We start from the raw sequence: 22,166 nt of genomic DNA on the forward strand, positions 1-22,166 counted from the left end.
ATGAGCGAAAAAGAGAAAAAGGAGCTCACACAAGAATGTGAAGAACTGAAAGAAAAATACAAAGAACTGGAAGAGTACGCAAAAAGGCTGAAAGCTGAATACGAAAACTATCGTGAGGAAGTCGCCCGTGAAAAAAGAGAATTGATAAAGAATGCGAATGAATACCTCATATCGAAACTCATTCCCGTTCTCGATGATTTCGAAAGGGCATTGAATCAGGGAGAAAAGGGAGACGCCTTCTATGAAGGCGTGAAAATGATATACAAAAAACTCCTGAACGTCTTGGAAAAAGAGGGGCTTACAAAGATCCACGTGGGAGAGAAATTCGATCCTTTTGAACACGAAGCAGTTGAAAGAGTAGAAACAGAAGACGTGGAAGAATACACTGTCCTTGAGGTAGTAGAGAGTGGTTACAAATTCCACGGGAAAGTCTTGAAACCCGCAAAAGTGAAGGTTGCAGTGAAACCACGAAAGAAGGAAGCAGAGAAGGTTGAAGAACCTTCTGATAAGAAGGAGTGATGCCTCATGAAAAAAGAAAAGAAAGACTACTACGAAATTCTCGGTGTTCCCAGAGACGCCACACAGGAAGAAATAAAAAGGGCTTACAAGAGACTCGTAAAAGAGTGGCATCCAGACCGGCATCCGGAAAACAGAAAGGAAGCCGAACAACGTTTTAAGGAAATTCAGGAGGCCTACGAGGTCCTCAGCGATCCACAGAAGAGGGCCATGTACGATCGTTTCGGGTACGTAGGAGAACAGCCCACGTATCAGGAAACAGAATCTGGTGGCTTCTTCGATGATATATTCAGAGAGTTTGAAAACATCTTCAACAGAGACATATTCGACGTTTTCTTTGGGGAAAGACCGCACCAGGAAGAAAGAAGAGAATACGCCCGAAGAGGCGAAGATATAAGGTACGAAATAGAAGTAACTCTCTCCGATTTGATCAACGGAGCGGAGATACCCGTGGAATACGAAAGGTACGAAACCTGTCCAAGGTGTGGCGGAACAGGCGTGGAACCCAATGCCGGATACATAAACTGTCCAAGTTGTGGTGGAACGGGAAGGATCAGAGAAGAACGAAGATCGTTCTTTGGTTACTTCGTCAGTGAGAGAACTTGTGAGAGATGTGGCGGCACAGGGAAGATTCCACGGGAATACTGCCACGAGTGTGGTGGAAGCGGCAGAGTTCTCAGAAAGGTCAGGAAAACGGTGAAAATACCGCCAAATGTGGAAGATGGAACCCAGCTTAGAATCACTGGCGGTGGAAATGCTGGATATTACGGCGGACCTTACGGTGATCTGATAGTCATCGTCCGCGTGAAACCAGATCCTAGATTCAAAAAATCCGGTTCAGATCTCGTGTACGATATCACGATAGACTACCTCCAGGCTATTTTGGGAACAACCGTTGAAGTTCCTCTTCCAGAAGGTGGTACGACGATGCTGAAGATTCCTCCGGGAACTCAGCCGGAAACCGTCTTCAGGTTGAAGGGAAAAGGTCTTCCAAACAGGTATGGAAGGCGCGGAGATCTCATCGTGAACGTACACGTTGAGATACCAAAGAGTCTCTCCAGAGAGGAAAGAAAAGTTCTCGAAGAACTGGCGAAAAAACGCGGAGTCACTATCGATTAGCGTTTGGGATTGACGAGTGCTTCTCTTACAACGAGCTTCACGTTATCCGGAACCGTGACTACGACGGTGAAAGGACCTCTTCGGACACTCATCCATCCCAGTCCCGCCACCGCCAGTTCTTCTCCTTCTTTCAATGTAAAGGTTTCTCTTTTCCACTTGAAATTTTCAAATTTTGTTTTAGAACACGGAGGAATCAGCAGATCTCCCAGTCTGTTTCTCATGAGCTCATCTGCTCTTTCCCTCTTCGTTTCATGGAAGGTTACTTCTTTAGAGGAGAAAAGCAGAAAGATCGGATTCTTTTCTGTTTCAAAATGAATATCGAATCGGCACAGTCCTCCCATGAAGATGGTTCTTCCATTATCTGGCTTGAAGGTTTTCCTGGAGAGTTCTTCTCTTGGCAGAACTCTCTTTTGACACTCAGGATCCAGAAGATCGAGAATTCTATCGTTTGTCATGATACCTGGGGTATCGTAGAGATACAGATTCGCTTCTTTTACCTTTCTTCTGAGAATTCCCAGAGTTGTCCCTGGAAAAGGACTTATGGTGTTCTCATGGGTGCAGATTTTGTTCAGCAGTGAAGACTTTCCAACGTTCGTTACTCCCACCACCAGTGCTTTGTCGGTCAACCGCGAAAGATACTTCACAAGCGAATTCAGACCGAAATTCTTTTCAGCGCTGACGATCCTTATATCATCTGTGTTTTTCACTTTTATCCTCTTCTTCACCCACTCTTTGATTTCCTTCACCGTAATAGCCTTTGGCAGAAGATCGATCTTGTTTATGGCGTAGACAACCCTTTTTCCTTCCAGAATTTCTACTATATCCTCCCTGTAGGTTCCTTCGAAATCGAAAATATCGATCACCCAGACCACCACATCGAATCCTCCAAGGTACGACTTCAACTGGTTTTTGAAATCCCAATCGAATTCAACTGGTTCCAGTTTGCCGTAATGTTTCATTCGGAAGCATCTCTGACAGAGTATCTCCTTTCCTTCTTCGAGCCTTCTTTCGTAGACCTCACGCGGGATGTACCCCGGTTTTTTCGGGTCATCGAACTGAATGGCTGCTCCACATCCAGGACATTTCATCGATCCTCACCTCATTTTATGTCGTCTTTCAAGCCTATTTCTTGAAGTATGATGAAGTCCTTTTCTCTCCACTTTTCTTTTACTTTGACGTTCAAGTCGAGATAAACCTTTCTTCCCACGAGAAACTCCAGTTCTTCACGGGCGAGCGTTCCAATTTTCTTTATCATGCTGCCGTTCTTTCCTATGAGAATTCCCTTCTGAGAGTCGCGTTCCACGTATATGTTCGCCCGTATGTAGAGGACACCATTTGGTCTATCCTTTATTTCCTCGATCACCACGGCCGTAGAATGAGGTACCTCCTGTCTCGTGAGATGAAAGATCTTCTCCCTTATGATTTCAGCGGCCATGAAAGAGAGAGGGCGATCTGTTACCATGTCCTCGGGGTAATACTGTGGCCCTTCCGGTAGTTCTTCTTTTATTTTCTCCAGAACTTCGAAGACACCCTCACCTTTCAGAGCGGATATGTAATGGACAGACACAACGTTCTCCACCATACTTTTTGCGAGTTGTCCCACCGCTTTCGCCTTCTCTTCACCCGCCACGTCGATCTTGTTCACAGCAATGATAGTTTTGGTTCCAGACTCGTTCACGATCTCCGCAACGTGTTCGTCTGTCTTCGTAAATCCATCCGCCGCATCCAGCATGAATAGTATGAGATCCACCCCTTTGAGAGCCTGAACAGCAGCCTTCACCATGTATTCTCCCAGTCTGTGAAGAGGCTTGTGGATACCGGGAGTGTCCACAAATATGATCTGACTATCTTTGTCCGTGTAGATGCAGTTTATCCTGTTCCTAGTAGTTTGAGGTTTGTCTGAAACGATCACTACTTTTCTTCCCATAACAACATTTATGAAGGTCGATTTCCCCACATTCGGCTTTCCTGCCAGAGCGACAAAACCCGATTTAATGCTCACCACCTCCCAACCTGAACCCTCTTGGTAGAAGATCTTTCAATTTCACAACTTCAAAATTTCCGTCTCTATCCGCAATTATCACATCCAGATCGTCGGAAAATTCGTAGAGAACCTGCCTGCAAGCACCGCAGGGAACAGTCTTGTCTGGAGAATCCGACGCTATCGCTATTGCAGCGAATTCTCTTTCTCCTTCAGAAACGGCTTTGAAAACGGCTACCCTTTCAGCGCAGATCGTAAGACCATAAGAAGAATTCTCCACATTCACCCCCGTGTATATCTTTCCGCTCTTTGTGAGCAAAGCGGCACCGACTCTGAAACCTGAGTATTTAGCGTACGCCTTTTTCCTGGCTTCCAGAGCCATTTTCACCAGTTTCTCCGGATCCACCATTGATCTCTTCCCTCCCAAGTATCTTTATCATGACTTTCTCTATTCTGTTTTTTCCGACAGCGAGTATTTTGAAGTACAGATTTCCGATCACCGCTTCTTCTCCAACATTCGGTATCCTTTTGAAGTGCTCGAGCAAATATCCCGCTATCGTTTCGTACTCTGTTTCTGGAAATTGAACGCGCAACTCTATCTCGATGTCGTTTATCGGTGTGGTCCCATCTACCACAAAAGTCCTTTCATCGATCTTTCTTATACCGGAGATCTCATCGTAGTCGTACTCGTCCATTATGTTTCCAAAGAGTTCTTCTATGATGTCCTCAAGCGTTACAATACCGGCCGTTCCTCCGTACTCATCCACAACGATTGCTATATGAATCTTCTTAGCTTTGAGGATCTTAAGGAGTTCATCTATGTTCATCGTCTCGGGAACGTAAAGGGCTTCTCTCATGATATCTTTAACTTTCATACCTTTCACTTCTTCGCAATCTTTTGCAGCCAGAATCGAAAGCACGTCCTTAGCGTAGCAGATACCCACGATGTTGTCTATGGTTTCTTTATAAACGGGTATTCTGGAGTATCCTTCGTCTTCAACCAGTTCGATGAGGTCTTTCACTGTCTGGTTCTCCTCTATCGCCACTATGTCGACCCGCGGTGTCATGATTTCTTTCACGGCTATCTGCTTCATTTCAAAAGCGCGCTTGATGATCCTTTCCTCTTCCTCCTCTATGACACCCATTTCTCCTCCGACCTGAACAATGGAAACGATATCCTCCTCGGTTATGAACAGATCTTCGGAGACCTTTTTTCCATGTCTCAGGGAAATGATGCCGTCTGCTGTTTTCACGAGTAACCTTCCTATGGGATCCAGAACACGGGTGAGAAATCTGATAACACCTATCGATCTGCGGAACACGCGTTCTGGATCTGATCGTGCCAGGACCTTTGGTGTGATCTCACCGAAGATGAGAAGGATGGTGGTGATGAAGAGAGTAGATACGATTGCCACGAACTCTTCGCTCATGTTTCTGAGCAGATTCAAGAAGATGAGAGTGGAGATAGAAGATGCAAGGAGATTGACGAGGTTGTTACTTATGAGAATCGTAGTGAGATACTTGTTGAACAGGTGTATGTAACTTGCTTTTTCAGAGTTTTCCTCTTTTTCTTCCAGAAACTCTTTGATCTTTACCTTACTCATGAGAGTGAGCGCAGTCTCCGAAGAAGAGAAAAAGTTCGACAGATAGACCAGAAAGACCAGCAGCAGTGACTCCAGTCCAAGAGTCAAAGCACTACTGACAGGATCTTCCACTTCTGTTCCACCTCCATCAATAGTGATAGTTTTCCCCATGGATTATTTTAAACGCTCTGAATATCTGCTCCAGCACTATCAAAACGGTCATTCCATGTGTAAAGGTCATCTTCGATAATGAAAAAACACGGTGGGCCTTCGCGAAGATCTCCTCATTCAACCCATGGGGCCCACCTATCAGGATCGTTATATCCTTTCCCTTCATTTCCAGATCTTTGAGAAAGTCGGCAAACTCCTCTGAAGAAACTTCCTCCCCTCTCCTATCCATGACCATAACAAAACTTCCGAGGAGAATCCTGTTTGCCAGATCCTCTGTTTCCTTCCTGACGATTTCTTCGATGCTTCCTCTGTGAACTCGCTTTATTTCGAGAACTTCAAGCTTACAAAATCGTCTCAAGAACTTTTCGTAGTGCTTTATACCTTCTTTGATAAAACCGTCCAGTTTCCCAACCACCGCTATTCTTACTTTCATTTCTCACTCTCTCTAACGAGTATTTCCAGAAGACTGGATTCTATGACCTTTTTAGCGTTGAGGTCCGTTCTCAGGTAGTAAGAAACCGTCTTCAGCAGAGATTCAAGCGGGAAAAGTCCCACTATCTCTGATCCCAGAACCGGTACCCCGTATCGTTCGGCTTCCATCTTTATGAGTTCAAAAACTCGATAGAGAGGTGTTCTTTTGTGATCTGTTATGTTGATAGAAACCTGGACAACTCCCTTTCCTTTCAAATCAACACCTATCGCTTTGACGTACCTGAGCCCTCCGCTGGAGAATCTGATTGCCCTGGCTATTTTTTCGGCTATCTTCACATCCCGCGTTCCAAGGTTCACGTTGAAAGCTATGAGAAATTCACGCGCACCAACCGCCGTCACACCCGCTGTGGGATGTACGCGGTCGGGGCCGAAGTCGGGCTTCCACAGGGGATCTTTTATTTTCTCGAAAAAGCCTTCGAACTCTCCCCTTCTGATATCTGCAAGATTTTGTCTTTCAGGTCGTGTGGCAGATTTTTCATAAAGATACACGGGAATACCCAGTTCCTCTCCTATCCTGCGTCCGAGTATTTTCGAATACTCCACACACTCTTCCATGGTCGTGTTGTAGAGGGGCACAAGTGGTATGACGTCCGCTGCACCCATTCTGGGATGCTGGCCTGTGTGATTTCTCAAATCGATGAGTTCGGCCGCCTTTTTCGTCATATCGAAGAGAGCGTTTATGAGGTTCTCCGGTTCTCCCACGAGCGTTACCACCGATCTGTTGTGGTCCGCATCCATTGACCAGTCGAGTACCCATACCCTGTCGTATTTTTTCGCTTCCGCGACGATCTTTTCAACTACTTCCTTTCTTCTCCCTTCACTGAAGTTTGGTACCGATTCTATCAGTTTCAACTCTCATTCCCCCTTGGTTTGGACATTCTATCTTTCAGAGTTAAAATGATTTCCTCATAGGTTTTACCATCGTCCGGGTAACACACGTACGTGTAGCTGAAACGTTCGGAAAGTTTCTCTTTCATCCTCTTTGTAACGGCCTCTATTCCGTGTTTTCCCGTCAGTGTCAGTACAAACAGGTATTCGCTGGCAGAGATGGGTAGGATGTAATCTGTTTCCCTGAAGAATTTCTTGATAGTCTCGTAGTCTCTCATGATATCTTCGAACTTAACGTACATGACGCAGAAACGAGAACCTGTCCTGTTGGAACGCTTTATTTCTTTTCTCACGATATCTTCGAACTTGAGGGTGATCTCAAGATCCTCGATATTTTTCTTGAGAGAAACGGTGAGCCTGGGTGCGGAAGAAATGATTTTTTTGACTCTTTCCAAGAGATAATCGAGCTTGAAGGGTTTGAGAATGTAGTCAATCGCACCCGCTCTCACCGAATTAATAATTAGATCTTTGTCAACGTAGGCGCTCAGAACCGCGACCTTCGTGTCGGGAAACTCTTCACGTATTCTTCTTATCAAATTCAGGCTCTCTTCACCTTCGAACACATCTACGAACACGAGATCGATCTTTTCGCGGCGAAGGAGCGTGAACGCTTCCTGCTCGTTTTTTGCCCAAATCACATTGAAACCGTCTTTTTCAAGGGCATTTTTGACGGCAAGGAAGGTGATTCTGGATTCATCCACTACCATAACCGTTGGAGTCACCGTGAACTCCTCCTTATTACCATTAATTTTAACATCGATCACTCTATCCTGTTCATGATGAACTTGAAGTATTCTTCTTCATCGTCAAAAGTGATGGTTTTCACGATCGTTCTGTAACCGGGTTTCACGATCGTGATCTCGTAGGTTCCTGCCTGGATGTATAGAGTGATGGGTGTTTCACCGTGGTAGTACCCGTTTAGGTATATCGTAGCTCTCGATGGATCGGTCTCTATTCTAACCTCTGAAAAGACCACTCTCTTCTCCAGTTTTCTGAAAATCTCCTTTTCTTCTCCTGGTCCGAAATTCACCGTGAAGCGATCTGTTTCGTACCCTTCTTTTTCCAGTTTTATCTCGTACGTTCCAGGATCAAGAATGAGATTCAAACCGTTCTGATCGGTCGTTCCCACGTATCTTCCGTCGATATAGACGTCGACACCAGAAGGATCTGTTCTCAGTTTCAAAGAAGACTGTGCTGGTTTCAGCGTGACATACACGGATCTGGTTTCTCCCACGCCGAGTGTTATGTTTCGGGTCTCCTCGCGGTACCCTTCTTTTCTGAACGTGACAGTGTAATTTCCAGGAGAAAGGTTCAACGTCAGAGGAGTCTTTCCTTGATAGACTCCGTTCAGATAGACGCTCGCACCGCTCGGGCTTGAACTGAGAGAGAGTTGAGCGAGAGGCAAAGTGGCTATCACCTTCACCGTCTGATCTCTTCCCACATAGACTTCCTTGTAGAACGTGTAGTTTTCAAAATACACCGTCACGTAGTGTGTTCCTTCGTCCACTGATACCGTGACCGGTGTCTTTCCTTTGTAAGAACCATCAATATAGACAGTCATTCCTGGAGGTGTCGAGTCAACGATCAGCGTTCCGAACGCGGGGGCTCTTCCCACGTAGAAATAAGTGAGATCGGAGACCCATTCACCCGTGAGATAGGGTTTCAATTTATTTTGAACGTATTCTTCGACGTTGTCAGACAGCGTTGGAAAGGCTTGAGCGGTTCCGAGTTCTTTCAGCTGGTTGAAAATCGGTATCGGTCTGGTGCTTGCGATCACCTGAATGTACTCTTTTCCATACGGTGGTGAAACTCTGAGAGAGTAGGTGGATTTCGAAGGAATCTTTTTTATCTCATTTGCCCTGACGAAATTGTCGCTTTCGTATTTGTTCGGGAAAATGAGAGTCACCTTACCCTGTGCGTTGATGTCGTAGACGAGTATGTACGCGTCTCTGGAAGATTTGACGAAGATCTCCATCCTCTCTCCCACTTCATAGACGGATCCTTCCGGTTTGTTGAGCCACACATCCACCGTGAAGTAGGGTCTCTCGGGTACTATGATGATGCTCTTTGCGTCGAAAGAGAAAGCCACCATCGAGACAAGAATCAGAAGAAGAAACACATATCTCCTCATGGGTCACACCTCCTTGTTATTTTATCCATCTGACTTCCGCACCGAGGATCTTTGTGTTGCTTTCTGCTGGAAGGCTCTTATGCGGATCTTCTTGTAAAAACACCGCAAAGCCGTGTGAAGAATCTACCTGCAGTTGACCAAGATGGTATAAATCGTTTTCATCGGGCTCCTCCTTGTCCACGCTCAAAACTTTGTAGTAGACCTTTCCATCGTAGCTTTCTCTCTGAAACTGTACAACGAAAAGACTCTGAGGTGCAAATTTTACTGATTTGGAAAGACTTTTCACCCTTGCCTGCCATTCTCCCTGATCTGCCTGCCACCACACATCCACGTCGTAAATTGGATAGTAACTGCTCCAGATCTGGTTCAAGTCATCTTTAAGATCTGCCGTATCAACGATCTCCCCCGCAGCCGCGACGAAGTCGTTGTTTTGCTCATAGAATGCCGCCCTTTCACTGTAAGCATAACTTCCATCCGGATAGTAGAGTACAATCACAGGGTGTTCCTGAACAAGATAATCACCATAGGATGGTTGATACCAATCCATCACATCATCAAGGTACTCATTCCCAACCACTTCGACGATGAACTCGTGTCTTTCCTCAAGTGGTGGCAGACAAGCTGTCAAAATCAGAAGAATCAACCCCAGAAAGGGAAAAAATCTCTTCATTTTCTTCACCCCCTCAAATCTAAGACTTTCAAGTAAAGAAGAGAGTTCTCAAAATTTCTTTTCCACTCTTGCCAGTGCAATCCCTTTGAGAATGAGTCCGACGAGAATGGAAAACATGAGTGTAGAGGTTCCACCGTAGCTGATGAATGGAAGAGGAACACCAGTGACTGGAAGGAGTCCCAGGTTCATCGAGACGTTTTCGAAGACGTGGAACCATATCAGTCCACACGCAGAAACCATCAGTATTTCCCAGTACTCGTCTTTCACGTTCAGGATCCACCTGGAAACCTCGAAGAACAGAAAACCGAAAAGCGAAAGCAGAAAGACTATTCCGATGAATCCGAATTCCTCACCGATCACCGATACGATGAAATCAGTGTACGAGACAGGGACGTATCCCATAAGGTTCGCTTTTCCTTTCATGTATCCTGCTCCAAAGAGCCCACCGGCTCCGATCGCGTGAATCGACTGCAGAACGTTGTAGGAGTAGCTCTCGCCGTACTCTCCCGGGTTGAGAAAAGAAAGTATCCTCGCTCTTTGATACTCTTTAAGCCCAAAGAAAAAGAAGACAGGAAGAAACACAAGGGCAAATATCAACAGAATCACAAGGGGCTTCTTATTCACATTCGAAGCCAGAACCGCAAACAACCAGATCAATCCCACAGAAAGCGTGGTGCCAAGATCGGGTTCCAGAAATATGAGAACAGCGGGGACGACTGTGAAGAAAAAACTTCTCCAGAACCACCTTTTCTCCAGAAGATATGGGAGCAGAACGATGAGCGAAAGCTTTGCAAAGTCTGAGGGCTGGAAACTGAATCCCATCACTCTGAACCATCTCTTTGAACCACCGATGGAGGTTCCTTTCACAAGAAGGACCGCCAGTAAAACAACGGAGAAGACGTAGAGAATGATCGAAAAATTCCTTATCGTTCTGTCCTTGATGAACAGAACCAGAAACATCAACGAAAAACCGGCTATATCCCACACAATCTGCCTCGTGAAAAGCTGTTCGTTTTCTCCATAAGTTGCGCTCCTCAAAGTTGCAAGTCCAAACAACATCAAGATGGACACAAGAACAACTATAATCCAGTCTATTCGTTTGTTCTCGTGTGGTATGTTCCCACCTCACTCTGAAACGACTATCTCCATCTCTTTCATCAGCCTGTCTTCTTCACTTTCTATCACAACGATGAGTTTGTAAGTCCCGGGATCCTCGAGCTTTATGATATCGTAACTGGTCGTCTTAAAGATTTCCCTTGAAGAGTATCCTTCGATCGTCATTCTGTACTCTTCAGAATAAGCATACGAGAACACCGGTTCCTTGTGCGTCAAAACAATCATGACGTTTTTCAAAACTATGTAATTTCGTTTCTTTTCTTCGTTCAAAAGCTTCACAGAGAAATCGTATCTTTCACCGGATGCTACAAACTTCCTCCCTTCAATGACAAGGGAGAGTCCCTTCAAATCTTTTTGATACTCCTGCGTGACGAAAAGAGGCATTGATTTTTCTATCAAACCGCTTTCTGTCTTCAATTTCAATTCGATGATGTAATCTCCCGATTCTTTCGGAGCGGAAAAGTTCACTTCGTGGATCTGCTCAACCATCATCAGATTTATCACGAAGTCTTTTTCTATAGGAATATCTCTTTCAAAGACAGCCTCATTTCCCTTAAGGACAATAAGGCCAATCGACTCCACACGAATTTTCCGACTCTTTGAACTTATGTTTTCCAGATAAACAGAAAAATACACGTTTTCGTAAGGGAAATAAAAATCTTTCAGGTTTTCAACCTCGATTTGCCATTTTTCGATCACTGAAACGACCTTACTGATAACCACCCTCTGGCCGTTCAACTTGACAGAGACTGTGATCGTGTAATTTCCCCCAGATAGATTTGACAGCTCTTCCTCCCTCAAAAGATCAAAAACCAGGACACTTCCGAAAGCCTCCACCTCTTTTTCCACACGCTGCGGAAAGTGAAATTCGTACACCGTGTCATTCTCCCTTTTGATGGAAAATACGAAGTCTTCCAGCACAAGGTTCTCTTTTTTCTTCTCTCTGTTGAACACTTTTACACGCACATCGAGGGAATCGTTTGGAAGGTAGGACTCTTTTGTCTCTATCACCAGCTGGAAGGGCCCAATCACACCTTCCGATTTGTTGGAAAAAAACGCTTTCGTAAAAAAGATCAGGAAAAACACTATTGCAAAATTCACGACAAGAATAAAATTCGCCCTGCGGCGAATTCTGTTTTTTCTGTTTCTGAACTCTCTTTCCTTTTCTTCGTCTCTCTTCTGCCATTCTTCAGGGCTTTTAGAAAAGTACTTCATAACGGTGTAGTCACCCTGAAGACCTCTTCGATGCTCGTCTGCCCAAGAAGGACTTTCTCGAGGGCATCCTGGAACATGGTGCGCATACCTTTTTTCACAGCAAGCTTTGCAATCTCTGTTTCACTTGCTTTGGAAGAGATCAATTCTCTCAACTCTTCATCCACAATCAAAACTTCCCCTATAGCCATTCTCCCTCTGTATCTCATCCCCTTGCAGGTAGAACATCCCTCTTCTGAAGGATAGTAAATTTGATCCGGTACCTTTCCAAAGAATCGTTCGAAATAAGATTTTACCTGTTCATCCCGGATTTCTCCGGACATTTTACACTCATCACAGAGCTTTCTCACCAGCCTTTGACCTATGACTCCGATAAGGGAGGCTCCGAGAAGGTGAGGATCTATTCCCATTTCTATGAGCCTTGAGACAGCACCGGCAGCGGTGTTGGTGTGAAGCGTACTCAGAACTAAGTGTCCCGTGAGGGAGGCTTCCACCGCAAGCTGTGCGGTTTCTCTGTCTCTGATCTCACCCACCATGATGATGTCGGGGTCCTGCCTGAGGAAAGCTCTCAAGTACCGCGCAAACGTGAGACCTATTTCTGGGAAAACCTGACACTGAGTAACCCCCTCGATGGTGTATTCCACAGGATCTTCCGCTGTTACTATGTTCACACTTTCATTCTTCAAATAATTTATCATAGCGACAAGTGTAGTGGATTTCCCGCTTCCCGTTGGTCCGGTAACCAGGATGATACCGTAGGGTTTTTCTAACAGTGATAGAATTCGTTTCAGGTTGTATTCACTGTATCCTAGTTCTTCGAGACGCCTGTTAGCATCGGATACCTTCAATATCCTCATCACGACTTTTTCTCCGAAAGTGGAAGGCATGGTTGACACGCGAAAATCGTACTGCTCACCGCTTTTTATTGTGTAAAACTTCCCGTCCTGCGGAAGCCTCCTTTCCGACACATCGAGACCACTCATAATTTTAATTCGTGCCACAACTGAGTTGTGCTGTGGCTTTTGATACTCAAGAACTTTTCTCAAAATACCATCTATTCTGAATCTCACCCTCACGGTTCTTTTCATCGGTTCTATATGGATATCACTCGCTCCCATTTCTATGGCACGGTTTACGATATTGTTTACGAGCCGGACGATGGGAGCTTCTTCTACTTCCCTTTCTTCTTCCTCTTCTTCCTCAACCTGTTCTGGTGTTTCTTCTATGGCAACGTAAGGCTCCTCGAAAAGTTCGAGAGGAACACCAAGAACATACGTTTGATACAAAACAGAAAAATCTCTGCTCGTCACCAGATAAATCTCCGAATTCTTCCCCGTGAGAAAACGTATCTCCTGTTTGATCCTTGGAATGTTCGTTCCGTTATCCGTCACCACCACGAGAGTTCCGTCTTCCTTCTTTTCTACAGGAATGACGTGCAGAGATTCGATGATGTTCTTTGGAATAGAACCCACCACGTTGAGTGGTATGTTTTTTGGTAGTTCCTTCAGGATTGGGACTCCGTATTGTTCACTCAAAGCCTCCAGCAGCTGATCCTCCGTGATATACCCTGTCTCAATTAGAACTTCTCCGAGCGGCTTTTTTTTCTCTTTTTGAATTTCAAGAGCCTTGTCCAGTTCTTCTCTGGTTATGAATCCTTTTTCCAGAAGAATTTCACCCAATTTTCTGTATCTTCTCAGCATTAAAGAAGCCCCTCCAGACCGTATCTGTAAATGGCCGGTATGTCACCTTCCGGGAATAGAATCTTGTCTTCATCTGGGAATCTTGTAGCTATGAAGATCACACGTATTTCGTCATCGGGTACTTCATCATCGAAGATGAGACCGAATTTGACGTCCGCGTCCTCACTGCTGTTCTGCCTTATGATCATAGCTGCTTCGTGCACTTCCTCCATTCTTATATTGCTGGGAGCAGTTATATTGAACACAATCGAACTCGCATTTTCTACAGGATGCTCTATCAACTTGCTTTCCATAGCCTTCTTAGCAGCTTCTCTCGCTCTGTGTTCTCCCTTTCCAACACCTATGCCAAGGATCGCAGCACCGGCGTCCTTCATTACCGACTCTATGTCTGCAAAGTCGAGATTTATGTAACCCCTCTTCGTTATCAGTTCCGAAATTCCTTTCACTCCCTGGTGAAGAGTCTCGTCAGCCTTCAGAAAAGCATCCTTTATCTTGACATCCCTCGGGAGTTCTTCCATGAGTTTGTTGTTGGATATCTTTATGAGGGTATCCACATGTTTTCGAAGTTTTTTGAGCCCCTCTATCGCTTTTTTGAGTCTCTCCGGGCCTTCGAAATAGAAGGGAGTCGTCACTATGGCTACAGTCAGGATTCCCATTTCTTTGGCTATCTTTGCTATGACAGGGGAAGCACCTGTTCCCGTCCCTCCTCCGAACCCTGCAGTTATGAAGACCATGTGGGTATCCTGGAGCACTTCTCTGATTTTTTCCTCGCTCTCAAGAGCAGCTTGTTCTCCTATCTCGGGACGTCCCCCTGCACCAAGGCCTCGTGTGATGTTCTCACCGATCTGAATCTTCACGTCAGCGTTAGAAGCCTCCAGTACCTGAAGATCGGTGTTCACCGCGACAAATTCAACACCGTGTATTCCTATTTCTATCATTCTGTTTATGGCATTGTTTCCGGCACCGCCTACACCTATGACTTTTATCTTCAAATTGTTCGCCTGAGGGATGTTTCTATTTTCCTTTTTCTTCTCAACATCAAGGTCAAATCCCATACTCTTAACCTCCTACTCACTCCATCAATTCTTTGAAGAGTCTGAAAATTTTCTTCAGCGGATTTTCACTTTTCACCGGAGTTTCCTCATAAGGATTTTCCGAAACGGCGAAAACATTTCCAAACGCAGCAGCGAAGGAAGGGTCATTGGCAACTTCATCCGCATTGATGATGGATGGTCTGTCGGAATTCGCGTAACAACCCGTTCTCACCGGAGATTTAAACACCTCCGTGGCCAGTTCGTTTATTCTTGGAATCTTGGCCCCTCCCCCGGTGAGAACCACACCACCAGGTATCCCTATTTCCCCTTCTTCTACTATCTTCGCTTCAACTTCCCTGAAGAATTTCTTGGATTTGCTCATTATCTCTCTGAGACGTGCGTGTATAATGACGGAAAGTTTCTTCGCAGTAGTCGTTTTTATGGTGTTTCCATCGAGCCCTCTGTACTGTATTTCCTCCTCTTTCAAATCGTTATAAACTGCGTTTCCATGAGTTATAATGAGTCTTTCCGATTCTTCAAAGGAGGTGTCGAGAACTGCAGAAACATCTTTTATAACATGCTTCATCCCCACAGGAACGTAGGATATCTTTATGGGAACACCGTTCTTGTACGCTATCAACCCGGTGAAATTGTATCCCAGGTTCACAACCACCACACCTCGGTCTTTCTCAGGCGTGGTGAGAACTCCCTCGGCAGTTGAAACAAGAGAAGACTTCAACTGAAACGGACTTTTAACGGTATCCTGCAAGAAATTGTAGAACATCTCATAAACTTTCAAAGGTACGACAATGGATGTGTACTCGATGGCTATCTTCGAAGCCTTCATATCGAGAGGATTGAAAACGATCCTTTCGTCGTCCAGGAGATATCTTTTCGAAAATATGTGAAGAGGAGTTTTCCCGTTCTCTTTCAATTTCTCAAGAGCTTCCGATTGCATCTCACTCAAGATGTCCAGGGTGATAGATCGTTTCTCTTCACCGAAGTCCCTTTCGATCACGGTGTCTTCTCTTTCAAAACTCACGCTGCTGAAAGAAATGACAAAATCACTTCTCAGAGACTTTTGCAGCTGTTCTTCGAGTTCTTTAAGCAGTGTGTTCACAGATTCTTTGAAAGCGATGGCGTCTTTTATTTCACCTTCATCCAATCCTCTCGATTTCACACTTGAAAAGGCCAGTGCTTCCCATTCTTGATCACGTTTTCCGAGAACGAGTCCTTTTATATATCGTGAACCTATATCAATCGAGGTATAAAAGACAGTTTTTGACAAGTCAATCACCCCTTATCCACATCAATCTTCCATCATCCGTCAGGAAATACCTTTCCTTCGCTTTCATTTTCTCAGATTGCTCCATTATTACCTGAAAGTTCTCGACAAGATCTTTCCATTCTTCAAACATGATTCTGGATCCCTTCAGCAGAACAACTTCTTTTGACTCAAAAAAAACAGCGGACACTACAGAACTTTTAAGAATCGGAATCAACATCTCCAGAATTTCCCTGTCGCTCTTTGAAAGTCGAAGCCCTTCAAGATTAACTTCCAGAAACACTGGGTAGAATTTGAATAGGTCCTTTTTCGATAACGAAGCTACCAAACTCCCATCTTCAGCGCATAAATAATAATTCCCTTCATAGAAAACTATCCCTATAGCCTTTTTCGAATCTATTATAATACTTTTTGGAGAAATGTTAAAATTTTCTATCAAATATGAATACACTTTTTCTGGAACCCTCACGTGTTCTCTACGACTTTGAAAAAAAGAATTCACAAAGAACAGAATGTAAAGAACAATCATTGTGATGAGAAGAACTCTCAGGGATCTCATGACTAGATATCCAGTTCTTTCACTTTCAGAGCGTGCCTTTCTATGAACTCCCTTCTACTGGACGGATCGTTACCCATGAGAATTTCAAAGAGTCTATCCGCTTCTTCGGCATCTTCTATAGTTACCCTTATGATTTTTCTCGTTTCTGGATTCATCGTTGTTTCCCAGAGCTGCTCAGGATTCATCTCGCCAAGTCCTTTGTACCGTTGAATTTCGATCCTTTTTCCCTGGAGTTTCTCTTTGTATTCCGCCAGCTCCTGGTCACTGTAAACGTAGAACTCTTCTCTTCCAGCTTTGATCCTGTAGAGAGGTGGGAGTGCTATGTATACCCTGCCCTGTTCGATGAGGGGTCTCATGTATCTATAGAAGAGTGTCAGAAGGAGAGTTCTTATGTGTGCACCGTCTATATCGGCGTCGGTCATGATGATAATCCTACCGTATCTGAGCTTGCTTTCGTCGAAATCATCTCCTATGCCCGTTCCCACTGCAACAATTATGTCACTGATCTGCTCGTTTTTCAGTAATCTATCGAGAGATGATTTTTCCACGTTCAAAATCTTTCCTCTTATGGGAAGAACAGCCTGAAATTCTCTGTCTCTGGCCTGTTTTGCCGATCCCCCGGCAGAGTCACCTTCCACGATGAAAAGCTCCGTTTTCTCTCTATGTGTGGAACTACAGTCTGCCAGTTTTCCGGGAAGTGTTGTGTTTTGAAGAACGTTTTTCCTTCTCACCATTTCTCGAGCTCTCTTTGCCGCTTCTCTTGCCTGTTTGGTGCTCATGATCTTTGAAAGAATTGTTTTCACGAGCTCGGGATTCGCGTCGAATATTTTTTTCAGCTCTTCTCTCATAGCCTTGGTTACCGCTTCCTTGACTTCTTCGTTGCCGAGTTTTGACTTTGTTTGCCCTTCGAATTCGGGGTTCTTCACGTAAACACTGATAACCGCCGTGAGGCCTTCTCTAACATCCTCACCCTGGAAGGAATCGTCTTTCTTGAGAAAATTATGTTTTTTCCCATACTCGTTCATGAGTCTTGTGAGGGTGCTCTTAAAGGCTGTAACATGAGTTCCACCATCGACAGTTTTTATGGTGTTTGCAAAAGACACGATATCTTCAGAATACGAATCAGTGTATTGAAAGGCGATCTCCACTATCACTTCGTCTTCACCATTTTTTGTTTTCACTTTTTCCGTTCTCTTTATGTGTATCACATCGTGTAGAGCTTTTTTCCCACGGTTCAAATACTTCACATACTCCACTATGCCTCCGTCGAATTTGAAGGTTTTCTTCTCTCCGTTTATTCTGTCTTCGAATTCTATTTTGAGTCCTGGTACTAGGAAAGCTATCTCTCTCAATCTGTGTTCGAGTATGTCGGGATCGAACTCTGTCTCCGAAAATATGAGAGGATCGGGTTTGAATCGAACGATCGTGCCGTGCTTATCGGTTTCTCCTATCACTTCCACAGGTGTGACCGGTTTACCCCTTTCGTATCTTTGTCTGTAGATCTTCCCGTCACGATGTACCCGCACTTCCAGCCACTCCGAAAGAGCGTTCACCACCGATACACCAACACCGTGCAGGCCACCGCTTATCTTGTAGGAATCCTTGGAGAATTTTCCGCCCGCATGAAGAACTGTGAAAACCACTTCCAGAGCGCTTCTTCCCTCTTCTGGATGTATGTCAACGGGGATTCCCCTTCCGTTGTCCTCGACTTCCACACTTCCATCTTCATGGAGAGTCACACGTATCCAGTCGCAGTATCCAGCGAGTACCTCATCAACACTGTTGTCAACCACTTCGTACACGAGGTGATGCAATCCACGTTTGCCCGTGGATCCTATGTACATTCCGGGTCGCATTCGGACAGGTTCCAGTCCTTTTAAAACCTTTATACTTTCAGCGGAGTACTTTTCCATCTACTTTTCCCCTCCTGAACTTTATATCTCTGAACAGTTCTTTGCCCGATCTTTCATTCAGAATTTTGAGCAAGCGATCTTTCTGCATGGTGAGTTCCGTCATCCACAGCGAATCATCGCAAACAATGTAAACTGTCCCGTTCTCCACTTTTTCCACCTTCGTGTGCCTCGCTATCACAGGTCCAACTATCTTGTCCCATTCAGAAAGGAGCATCTTTATCTTCAGTTCAAAAAAAAGAGGTTGTTTGGTGGAAAGCTCTTCGAACAGCTGTCTGAAAAGGATCATATTCCCACCCAGTTTTCCTCCAGATTTAAGACAAAAGGCTCAAAGTTTTCCATCAAAGTCGCTGTCACAGGTCCTGGCTCTTCCTCGAAAAACGAGTGCTCGTTCAACCTTCTGACAGGAACCACTCCCGCACTTGTGTGTGTGAGAAACATTTCATCCGCTTCGAACAGTTCCCACACCCACACTACTCTTTCTTCAACAGGTATCTCGAGACTTTTTGCGAGCTTTATAACGTTTTCCCGTGTGATGCCATCCAGAATACCGCTGTTAAGCGATGGTGTAATCAATTTGCCTTCTTTCACCAGAAACACATTGCTGAAACTTCCCTCACAGACCTGCCCGTTCAAACCGAGCAAAATCACATCGTAGCAGTCCACTATTTCCCTTCTTGCAAGCACTATGTCGGTGCGTCCAGTTATTTTTAGAGCTGGTGGAGTAGAAAGATCCGGTATCCTTCGAACGTTCGATATTTTCACCTCGACTCCTGTCTCCAGGTCTGGTATATTGAGCGGTGAGAACACAAAGAGAACCTCCCCGGAATCAGGGAAAAGATAGACTTTGATTCTCACTTCTTGTTTGAACTCATCAGCTCCCGCCTTCAGCACCTTTGTGAATTCATCGAAGCTCAGAGAAAGAGGAAGATTAAAGAAATCGGCAGATCTTTTCAGCCTAGTGTAATGTTTGTAAGCCGCAAACGGGGCCCTACTGTAAGTTCTCAGAGTTTCATACACTGCTCCCTGGAGCGACTTTTCAAACAGAGAGAAATCCAGTGAAATTTCATCCGCGCGCCGGAACTTTCCCCTCCACCATATCAGCACGACAGGAAATCACTCCCTCTTCTGAAAGGGATTTCACCCTCACACTATGAAATTCTCCCACTCTATTTCCTACAAACTCGTGCTTCACGTAGTACTCGTCATAGCCAGAAAGAACACCTTTCATAACGTACCACTCAGCGAGTACTTTTCTTTCTTTCCCAATGATTCTCTTCCTGTACCTGATAGAAACATCTTTCGCTTTCTCTTTTAAAACATCCAGACGCTCTTTCTTCTTCGATTCGGGAACACCGCCTTCCATTCTGCTCGCTGGAGTTCCGGGGCGTGGTGAGAATCGGAAAATGTGTACTCTGCTGAACTCCACTTTCTCCACCAGTTCAAGAGTTCTCTGGAAGTCGGCATCCGTTTCTCCAGGGAAACCAACGATTATGTCCGTTGTTATTGAAAAATCTGGATCGATACTTCTCAATTTGTCAACAACACGCATGAAATCAGAGATTTTGTATTTTCTTCCCATCCTTTTCAACACATCGTCGGATCCGCTCTGAACCGAAATATGAAGATGCGGACACAGTCTGGGGTTTCTCTTGAAAGCCTCCACAATTTCGTCGTTCACGTCTTCCACATTTATGGAGCTGAGACGCACACGATAATCTCCAGGAATTTCTTCCACGATCCTCAGAAGCTCAGCTAGGGAAGAACCCATGTCCTTTCCATATTTTCCAAGGTTGACACCGGTTATTACGATCTCTTTGTAACCTTTCATTACCATTTCCGCGAATTCCTCTTTGAATATTTCGAGCGGCTTACTTCTGATTCTTGTGCCACGGGCCAACCTGATAGCACAGTAGGTGCAGGTGTTGTCACACCCGTCTTCAACCTTTATGTAAGAACGGGTTCTGTCTTCGAAACTTCCTTTCACTTTCTCGTAAACGGGTCTGCCGGGTTCAGATACAACAACCTGTTGTTTGCCATTCAAGGAGTTAATATGATCCACTATGTTTTTTTTCTCATCGATTCCCAGAATCATGTCCACCGGAAGATTCCTTGCCTCATCCGGAGAAAGCTGGGCAAAACATCCAGTGAGGATGATTTTTGCGTTCCTGTTCCTGTTTCTGATGCTCTTTATCAATCTCTTCACTTTCTTCTCGACTTCCTTGGTAACGGCACAAGAGTTCACTATATAGTAAGAAGCATCCCCGCCGGGTAAAACCACGTACCCGGCTTTTTCTAACTGTTCAGCCATGTATTCACTTTCGTACTGATTCACCTTACAGCCGAAAGTCTCTATCCTGACAGTTTTCATATCTCAAGCTTTCCCTCCGAAACTACCCTCAGAATGTCTATTCTTCTCACTATGCCAACGAGCTGCATGGCTTCATCGACAACAGGAAGCGATTTAAAGCCGTGTCTTATGAGATAATCAGCTGCTACGATAAGAGGATCGTCTTCTTTCACAACAACGGGAGGCTTGTTCATAAAATCAGACACGGGTCTGTCCTTTATTTTGACTACGTTTCTTATCAGCTGGTTGGTGTCTGGAATGAAAGAAGCGGATCTCAAAAGCGAGAAATAACTGGGTACAAGAGCCTTTATGAGGTCGCTTTCACTGACAAAGCCAACCACCCTCATATCATGGTCAACAACGGGAACTCCAGAAAGATTCTGCCTGGAGAGGAGCTTTATCACCGTTTCAACCGTTTCATCTTCAAAAACAGCGGAAATATCATAGATGACGGCATCCTTTACCCTCATTTACTTCACCCTCTCTACGGTGAAGTGATCGTATTCCTTCTTTATCGCCTCAAGGTCGGGCATGTATTTTTCCTTTCTTCTAGTGGCAGCCAGTGCGGAGGCAAAACCAAATTTTGCCATTTCGAGGAAGTTGGCTCCGTGTTTAATGAAGTAATAGACCATACCAGCTACATACGCGTCTCCCGCACCCAGAAGATGTGATGTGTCTATTTCTTCTTTGGATCTTATAAGCCAGACCCCTTCTCTTGTTGCAACAATATCGTTCTTCACTTCGTATGACACCACGGAAACCTGCGATTTTTCGGCGAGCTTTTCGGCGAGTTTCACGTAATCGTCAAAGGTTTTCAAATCAACACCAAGAAAAGAAGCATGATTACCTCTCAAATCTGGTTTCACGACGTTGGGAAATTCTGGACCTTCATAAATTCTTTCAAGCAATCTGGGAGTCTGTTCGACAAAAACAAAGACTCCTCTTTCACGCGCGAGTCTCACCAGTTCGTTGCATATTCCCTCGTTTACTCCCGGTGGAATACTCCCCGATATAACAACGCAATCGACTTTCGAAAGCGTCATCTTGTATCTTCTCAGAAAGTGATTCACATCCATATCCGTAACATCCGGACCGGGAAAATTGATAGCGGTTATTGTTTTATTCTTTTCATCGATTATTTCGATGTTTTCCCTCGTTTCTCCCTCCACGTAAACAAAATTCGTCGTGATCAGCTTTGAAATTTTTCTCAATTCCTCCACAAGAATCTTCCCCATGTACCCACCCACGAATCCGGTGGCGACTGACGGCACTCCCAATTTGGAAAGAGCTATAGAAACGTTTATACCCTTTCCACCTGGGGACATTTGAGTTTTAGAAAGATCATTTATCCTGTACAGCCTGTTCACCTGGAAATCTTCTATGAAAATTTCCCTGTCTAAAGCGGGATTGAGGGTCACCGTCAGGACCATACGATCACCTCGAAATCAG

General features: G+C 44.8%; 23 protein-coding genes. 2 read left to right on the top strand and 21 right to left on the bottom strand.

Annotation, left to right across the window (positions count from 1 at the left end):
* Together TRQ2_RS00390 and dnaJ are read left to right on the top strand one after the other, a co-directional pair.
* Positions 1–519, top strand: coding sequence for a nucleotide exchange factor GrpE (locus TRQ2_RS00390; RefSeq protein WP_012310307.1), 519 nt, complete (start codon positions 1–3; stop codon positions 517–519).
* Between the two features lie 6 nt (positions 520–525).
* Positions 526–1,635, top strand: coding sequence for a molecular chaperone DnaJ (gene dnaJ / locus TRQ2_RS00395; RefSeq protein WP_012310308.1), 1,110 nt, complete (start codon positions 526–528; stop codon positions 1,633–1,635).
* On the opposite strand, the gene yqeH is transcribed toward dnaJ, so the two are convergent.
* The 21 genes from yqeH to TRQ2_RS00500 form a co-directional block, all read right to left on the bottom strand.
* The gene (yqeH, locus tag TRQ2_RS00400) at positions 1,632–2,723 is read right to left on the bottom strand and encodes a ribosome biogenesis GTPase YqeH (RefSeq protein WP_012310309.1); all 1,092 of its coding nucleotides are present in this window, start codon (positions 2,721–2,723) and stop codon (positions 1,632–1,634) included. The genes dnaJ and yqeH overlap by 4 nt on opposite strands.
* 11 nt (positions 2,724–2,734) lie before the next feature.
* Positions 2,735–3,631: a GTPase Era gene (gene era, locus TRQ2_RS00405; RefSeq protein ID WP_193325879.1), complete on the bottom strand. Its 897-nt coding sequence runs from the start codon at positions 3,629–3,631 to the stop codon at positions 2,735–2,737.
* Entirely contained in the window at positions 3,627–4,025 is a 399-nt protein-coding gene (gene cdd, locus TRQ2_RS00410; RefSeq protein WP_012310311.1) for a cytidine deaminase, read from the bottom strand. The genes era and cdd overlap by 5 nt, the downstream gene beginning before the upstream one ends.
* The gene (locus TRQ2_RS00415; protein WP_012310312.1) at positions 3,964–5,331 is read right to left on the bottom strand and encodes a hemolysin family protein; all 1,368 of its coding nucleotides are present in this window, start codon (positions 5,329–5,331) and stop codon (positions 3,964–3,966) included. Before TRQ2_RS00415 ends, cdd begins: the two co-directional genes overlap by 62 nt.
* Positions 5,332–5,347: 16 nt before the next feature.
* Positions 5,348–5,803, bottom strand: a complete 456-nt coding sequence (locus TRQ2_RS00420; protein ID WP_011942786.1) for a 23S rRNA (pseudouridine(1915)-N(3))-methyltransferase RlmH — start codon at positions 5,801–5,803, stop codon at positions 5,348–5,350.
* Positions 5,800–6,714, bottom strand: a complete 915-nt coding sequence (gene ftcD / locus TRQ2_RS00425; RefSeq protein WP_012310313.1) for a glutamate formimidoyltransferase — start codon at positions 6,712–6,714, stop codon at positions 5,800–5,802. Before ftcD ends, TRQ2_RS00420 begins: the two co-directional genes overlap by 4 nt.
* Positions 6,711–7,472, bottom strand: coding sequence for a response regulator (locus tag TRQ2_RS00430; RefSeq protein ID WP_011942788.1), 762 nt, complete (start codon positions 7,470–7,472; stop codon positions 6,711–6,713). The genes ftcD and TRQ2_RS00430 overlap by 4 nt, the downstream gene beginning before the upstream one ends.
* Before the next feature lie 38 nt (positions 7,473–7,510).
* Positions 7,511–8,881, bottom strand: coding sequence for a PEGA domain-containing protein (locus tag TRQ2_RS00435; RefSeq protein WP_012310314.1), 1,371 nt, complete (start codon positions 8,879–8,881; stop codon positions 7,511–7,513).
* Positions 8,882–8,897: 16 nt separating this feature from the next.
* Positions 8,898–9,551: a hypothetical protein gene (locus TRQ2_RS00440; protein ID WP_012310315.1), complete on the bottom strand. Its 654-nt coding sequence runs from the start codon at positions 9,549–9,551 to the stop codon at positions 8,898–8,900.
* Between the two features lie 48 nt (positions 9,552–9,599).
* Positions 9,600–10,634, bottom strand: a complete 1,035-nt coding sequence (locus TRQ2_RS00445) for an FtsW/RodA/SpoVE family cell cycle protein (RefSeq protein ID WP_255346206.1) — start codon at positions 10,632–10,634, stop codon at positions 9,600–9,602.
* Between the two features lie 42 nt (positions 10,635–10,676).
* Complete coding sequence (locus TRQ2_RS00450) at positions 10,677–11,882, bottom strand: COG1361 S-layer family protein (RefSeq protein WP_012310317.1); 1,206 nt, start codon at positions 11,880–11,882, stop codon at positions 10,677–10,679.
* A complete protein-coding gene (locus tag TRQ2_RS00455) occupies positions 11,879–13,579 on the bottom strand; it encodes a GspE/PulE family protein (RefSeq protein ID WP_012310318.1) in 1,701 nt (566 codons plus the stop codon). The genes TRQ2_RS00450 and TRQ2_RS00455 overlap by 4 nt, the downstream gene beginning before the upstream one ends.
* On the bottom strand, positions 13,579–14,634 hold the full coding sequence (gene ftsZ / locus TRQ2_RS00460; protein ID WP_004080800.1) for a cell division protein FtsZ: 1,056 nt from the start codon (positions 14,632–14,634) through the stop codon (positions 13,579–13,581). The genes TRQ2_RS00455 and ftsZ overlap by 1 nt, the downstream gene beginning before the upstream one ends.
* Positions 14,635–14,650: 16 nt before the next feature.
* A complete protein-coding gene (locus tag TRQ2_RS00465) occupies positions 14,651–15,901 on the bottom strand; it encodes a cell division protein FtsA (RefSeq protein ID WP_004080802.1) in 1,251 nt (416 codons plus the stop codon).
* A 1-nt stretch (position 15,902) separates the two neighbouring features.
* Positions 15,903–16,367, bottom strand: a complete 465-nt coding sequence (locus tag TRQ2_RS00470; RefSeq protein ID WP_238514451.1) for a DUF4894 domain-containing protein — start codon at positions 16,365–16,367, stop codon at positions 15,903–15,905.
* 92 nt (positions 16,368–16,459) lie between these two features.
* Positions 16,460–18,370 (bottom strand): DNA topoisomerase (ATP-hydrolyzing) subunit B, encoded by a 1,911-nt coding sequence (gene gyrB / locus TRQ2_RS00475; RefSeq protein ID WP_012310319.1) that lies wholly within the window; start codon positions 18,368–18,370, stop codon positions 16,460–16,462.
* Entirely contained in the window at positions 18,351–18,656 is a 306-nt protein-coding gene (locus tag TRQ2_RS00480; RefSeq protein ID WP_012310320.1) for a DUF721 domain-containing protein, read from the bottom strand. The genes gyrB and TRQ2_RS00480 overlap by 20 nt, the downstream gene beginning before the upstream one ends.
* Positions 18,653–19,474: an aminotransferase class IV gene (locus tag TRQ2_RS00485; RefSeq protein WP_012310321.1), complete on the bottom strand. Its 822-nt coding sequence runs from the start codon at positions 19,472–19,474 to the stop codon at positions 18,653–18,655. The genes TRQ2_RS00480 and TRQ2_RS00485 overlap by 4 nt, the downstream gene beginning before the upstream one ends.
* Positions 19,434–20,738: a tRNA (N(6)-L-threonylcarbamoyladenosine(37)-C(2))-methylthiotransferase MtaB gene (mtaB, locus tag TRQ2_RS00490; RefSeq protein WP_012310322.1), complete on the bottom strand. Its 1,305-nt coding sequence runs from the start codon at positions 20,736–20,738 to the stop codon at positions 19,434–19,436. The genes TRQ2_RS00485 and mtaB overlap by 41 nt, the downstream gene beginning before the upstream one ends.
* A complete protein-coding gene (locus TRQ2_RS00495; protein ID WP_008193009.1) occupies positions 20,735–21,187 on the bottom strand; it encodes an HPP family protein in 453 nt (150 codons plus the stop codon). Before TRQ2_RS00495 ends, mtaB begins: the two co-directional genes overlap by 4 nt.
* Positions 21,188–22,147 (bottom strand): 1-phosphofructokinase family hexose kinase, encoded by a 960-nt coding sequence (locus TRQ2_RS00500; protein WP_004080817.1) that lies wholly within the window; start codon positions 22,145–22,147, stop codon positions 21,188–21,190.
* Positions 22,148–22,166: the final 19 nt, after the last annotated feature.

The organism is Thermotoga sp. RQ2, from assembly GCF_000019625.1.
Lineage (GTDB): Bacteria > Thermotogota > Thermotogae > Thermotogales > Thermotogaceae > Thermotoga > Thermotoga maritima.

What these genes read in the sequence shown, in the direction of transcription:
- TRQ2_RS00390 (WP_012310307.1), top strand. Translation starts at nt 1, where the DNA reads ATGAGCGAAAAAGAGAAAAAGGAGCTCACACAAGAATGTGAAGAACTG.
- dnaJ (WP_012310308.1), top strand. Translation starts at nt 526, where the DNA reads ATGAAAAAAGAAAAGAAAGACTACTACGAAATTCTCGGTGTTCCCAGA.
- yqeH (WP_012310309.1), bottom strand. Translation starts at nt 2,723, where the DNA reads ATGAAATGTCCTGGATGTGGAGCAGCCATTCAGTTCGATGACCCGAAA.
- cdd (WP_012310311.1), bottom strand. Translation starts at nt 4,025, where the DNA reads ATGGTGGATCCGGAGAAACTGGTGAAAATGGCTCTGGAAGCCAGGAAA.
- TRQ2_RS00420 (WP_011942786.1), bottom strand. Translation starts at nt 5,803, where the DNA reads ATGAAAGTAAGAATAGCGGTGGTTGGGAAACTGGACGGTTTTATCAAA.
- TRQ2_RS00435 (WP_012310314.1), bottom strand. Translation starts at nt 8,881, where the DNA reads ATGAGGAGATATGTGTTTCTTCTTCTGATTCTTGTCTCGATGGTGGCT.
- TRQ2_RS00440 (WP_012310315.1), bottom strand. Translation starts at nt 9,551, where the DNA reads ATGAAGAGATTTTTTCCCTTTCTGGGGTTGATTCTTCTGATTTTGACA.
- TRQ2_RS00450 (WP_012310317.1), bottom strand. Translation starts at nt 11,882, where the DNA reads ATGAAGTACTTTTCTAAAAGCCCTGAAGAATGGCAGAAGAGAGACGAA.
- TRQ2_RS00455 (WP_012310318.1), bottom strand. Translation starts at nt 13,579, where the DNA reads ATGCTGAGAAGATACAGAAAATTGGGTGAAATTCTTCTGGAAAAAGGA.
- ftsZ (WP_004080800.1), bottom strand. Translation starts at nt 14,634, where the DNA reads ATGGGATTTGACCTTGATGTTGAGAAGAAAAAGGAAAATAGAAACATC.
- gyrB (WP_012310319.1), bottom strand. Translation starts at nt 18,370, where the DNA reads ATGGAAAAGTACTCCGCTGAAAGTATAAAGGTTTTAAAAGGACTGGAA.
- TRQ2_RS00480 (WP_012310320.1), bottom strand. Translation starts at nt 18,656, where the DNA reads ATGATCCTTTTCAGACAGCTGTTCGAAGAGCTTTCCACCAAACAACCT.
- mtaB (WP_012310322.1), bottom strand. Translation starts at nt 20,738, where the DNA reads ATGAAAACTGTCAGGATAGAGACTTTCGGCTGTAAGGTGAATCAGTAC.
- TRQ2_RS00495 (WP_008193009.1), bottom strand. Translation starts at nt 21,187, where the DNA reads ATGAGGGTAAAGGATGCCGTCATCTATGATATTTCCGCTGTTTTTGAA.
- TRQ2_RS00500 (WP_004080817.1), bottom strand. Translation starts at nt 22,147, where the DNA reads ATGGTCCTGACGGTGACCCTCAATCCCGCTTTAGACAGGGAAATTTTC.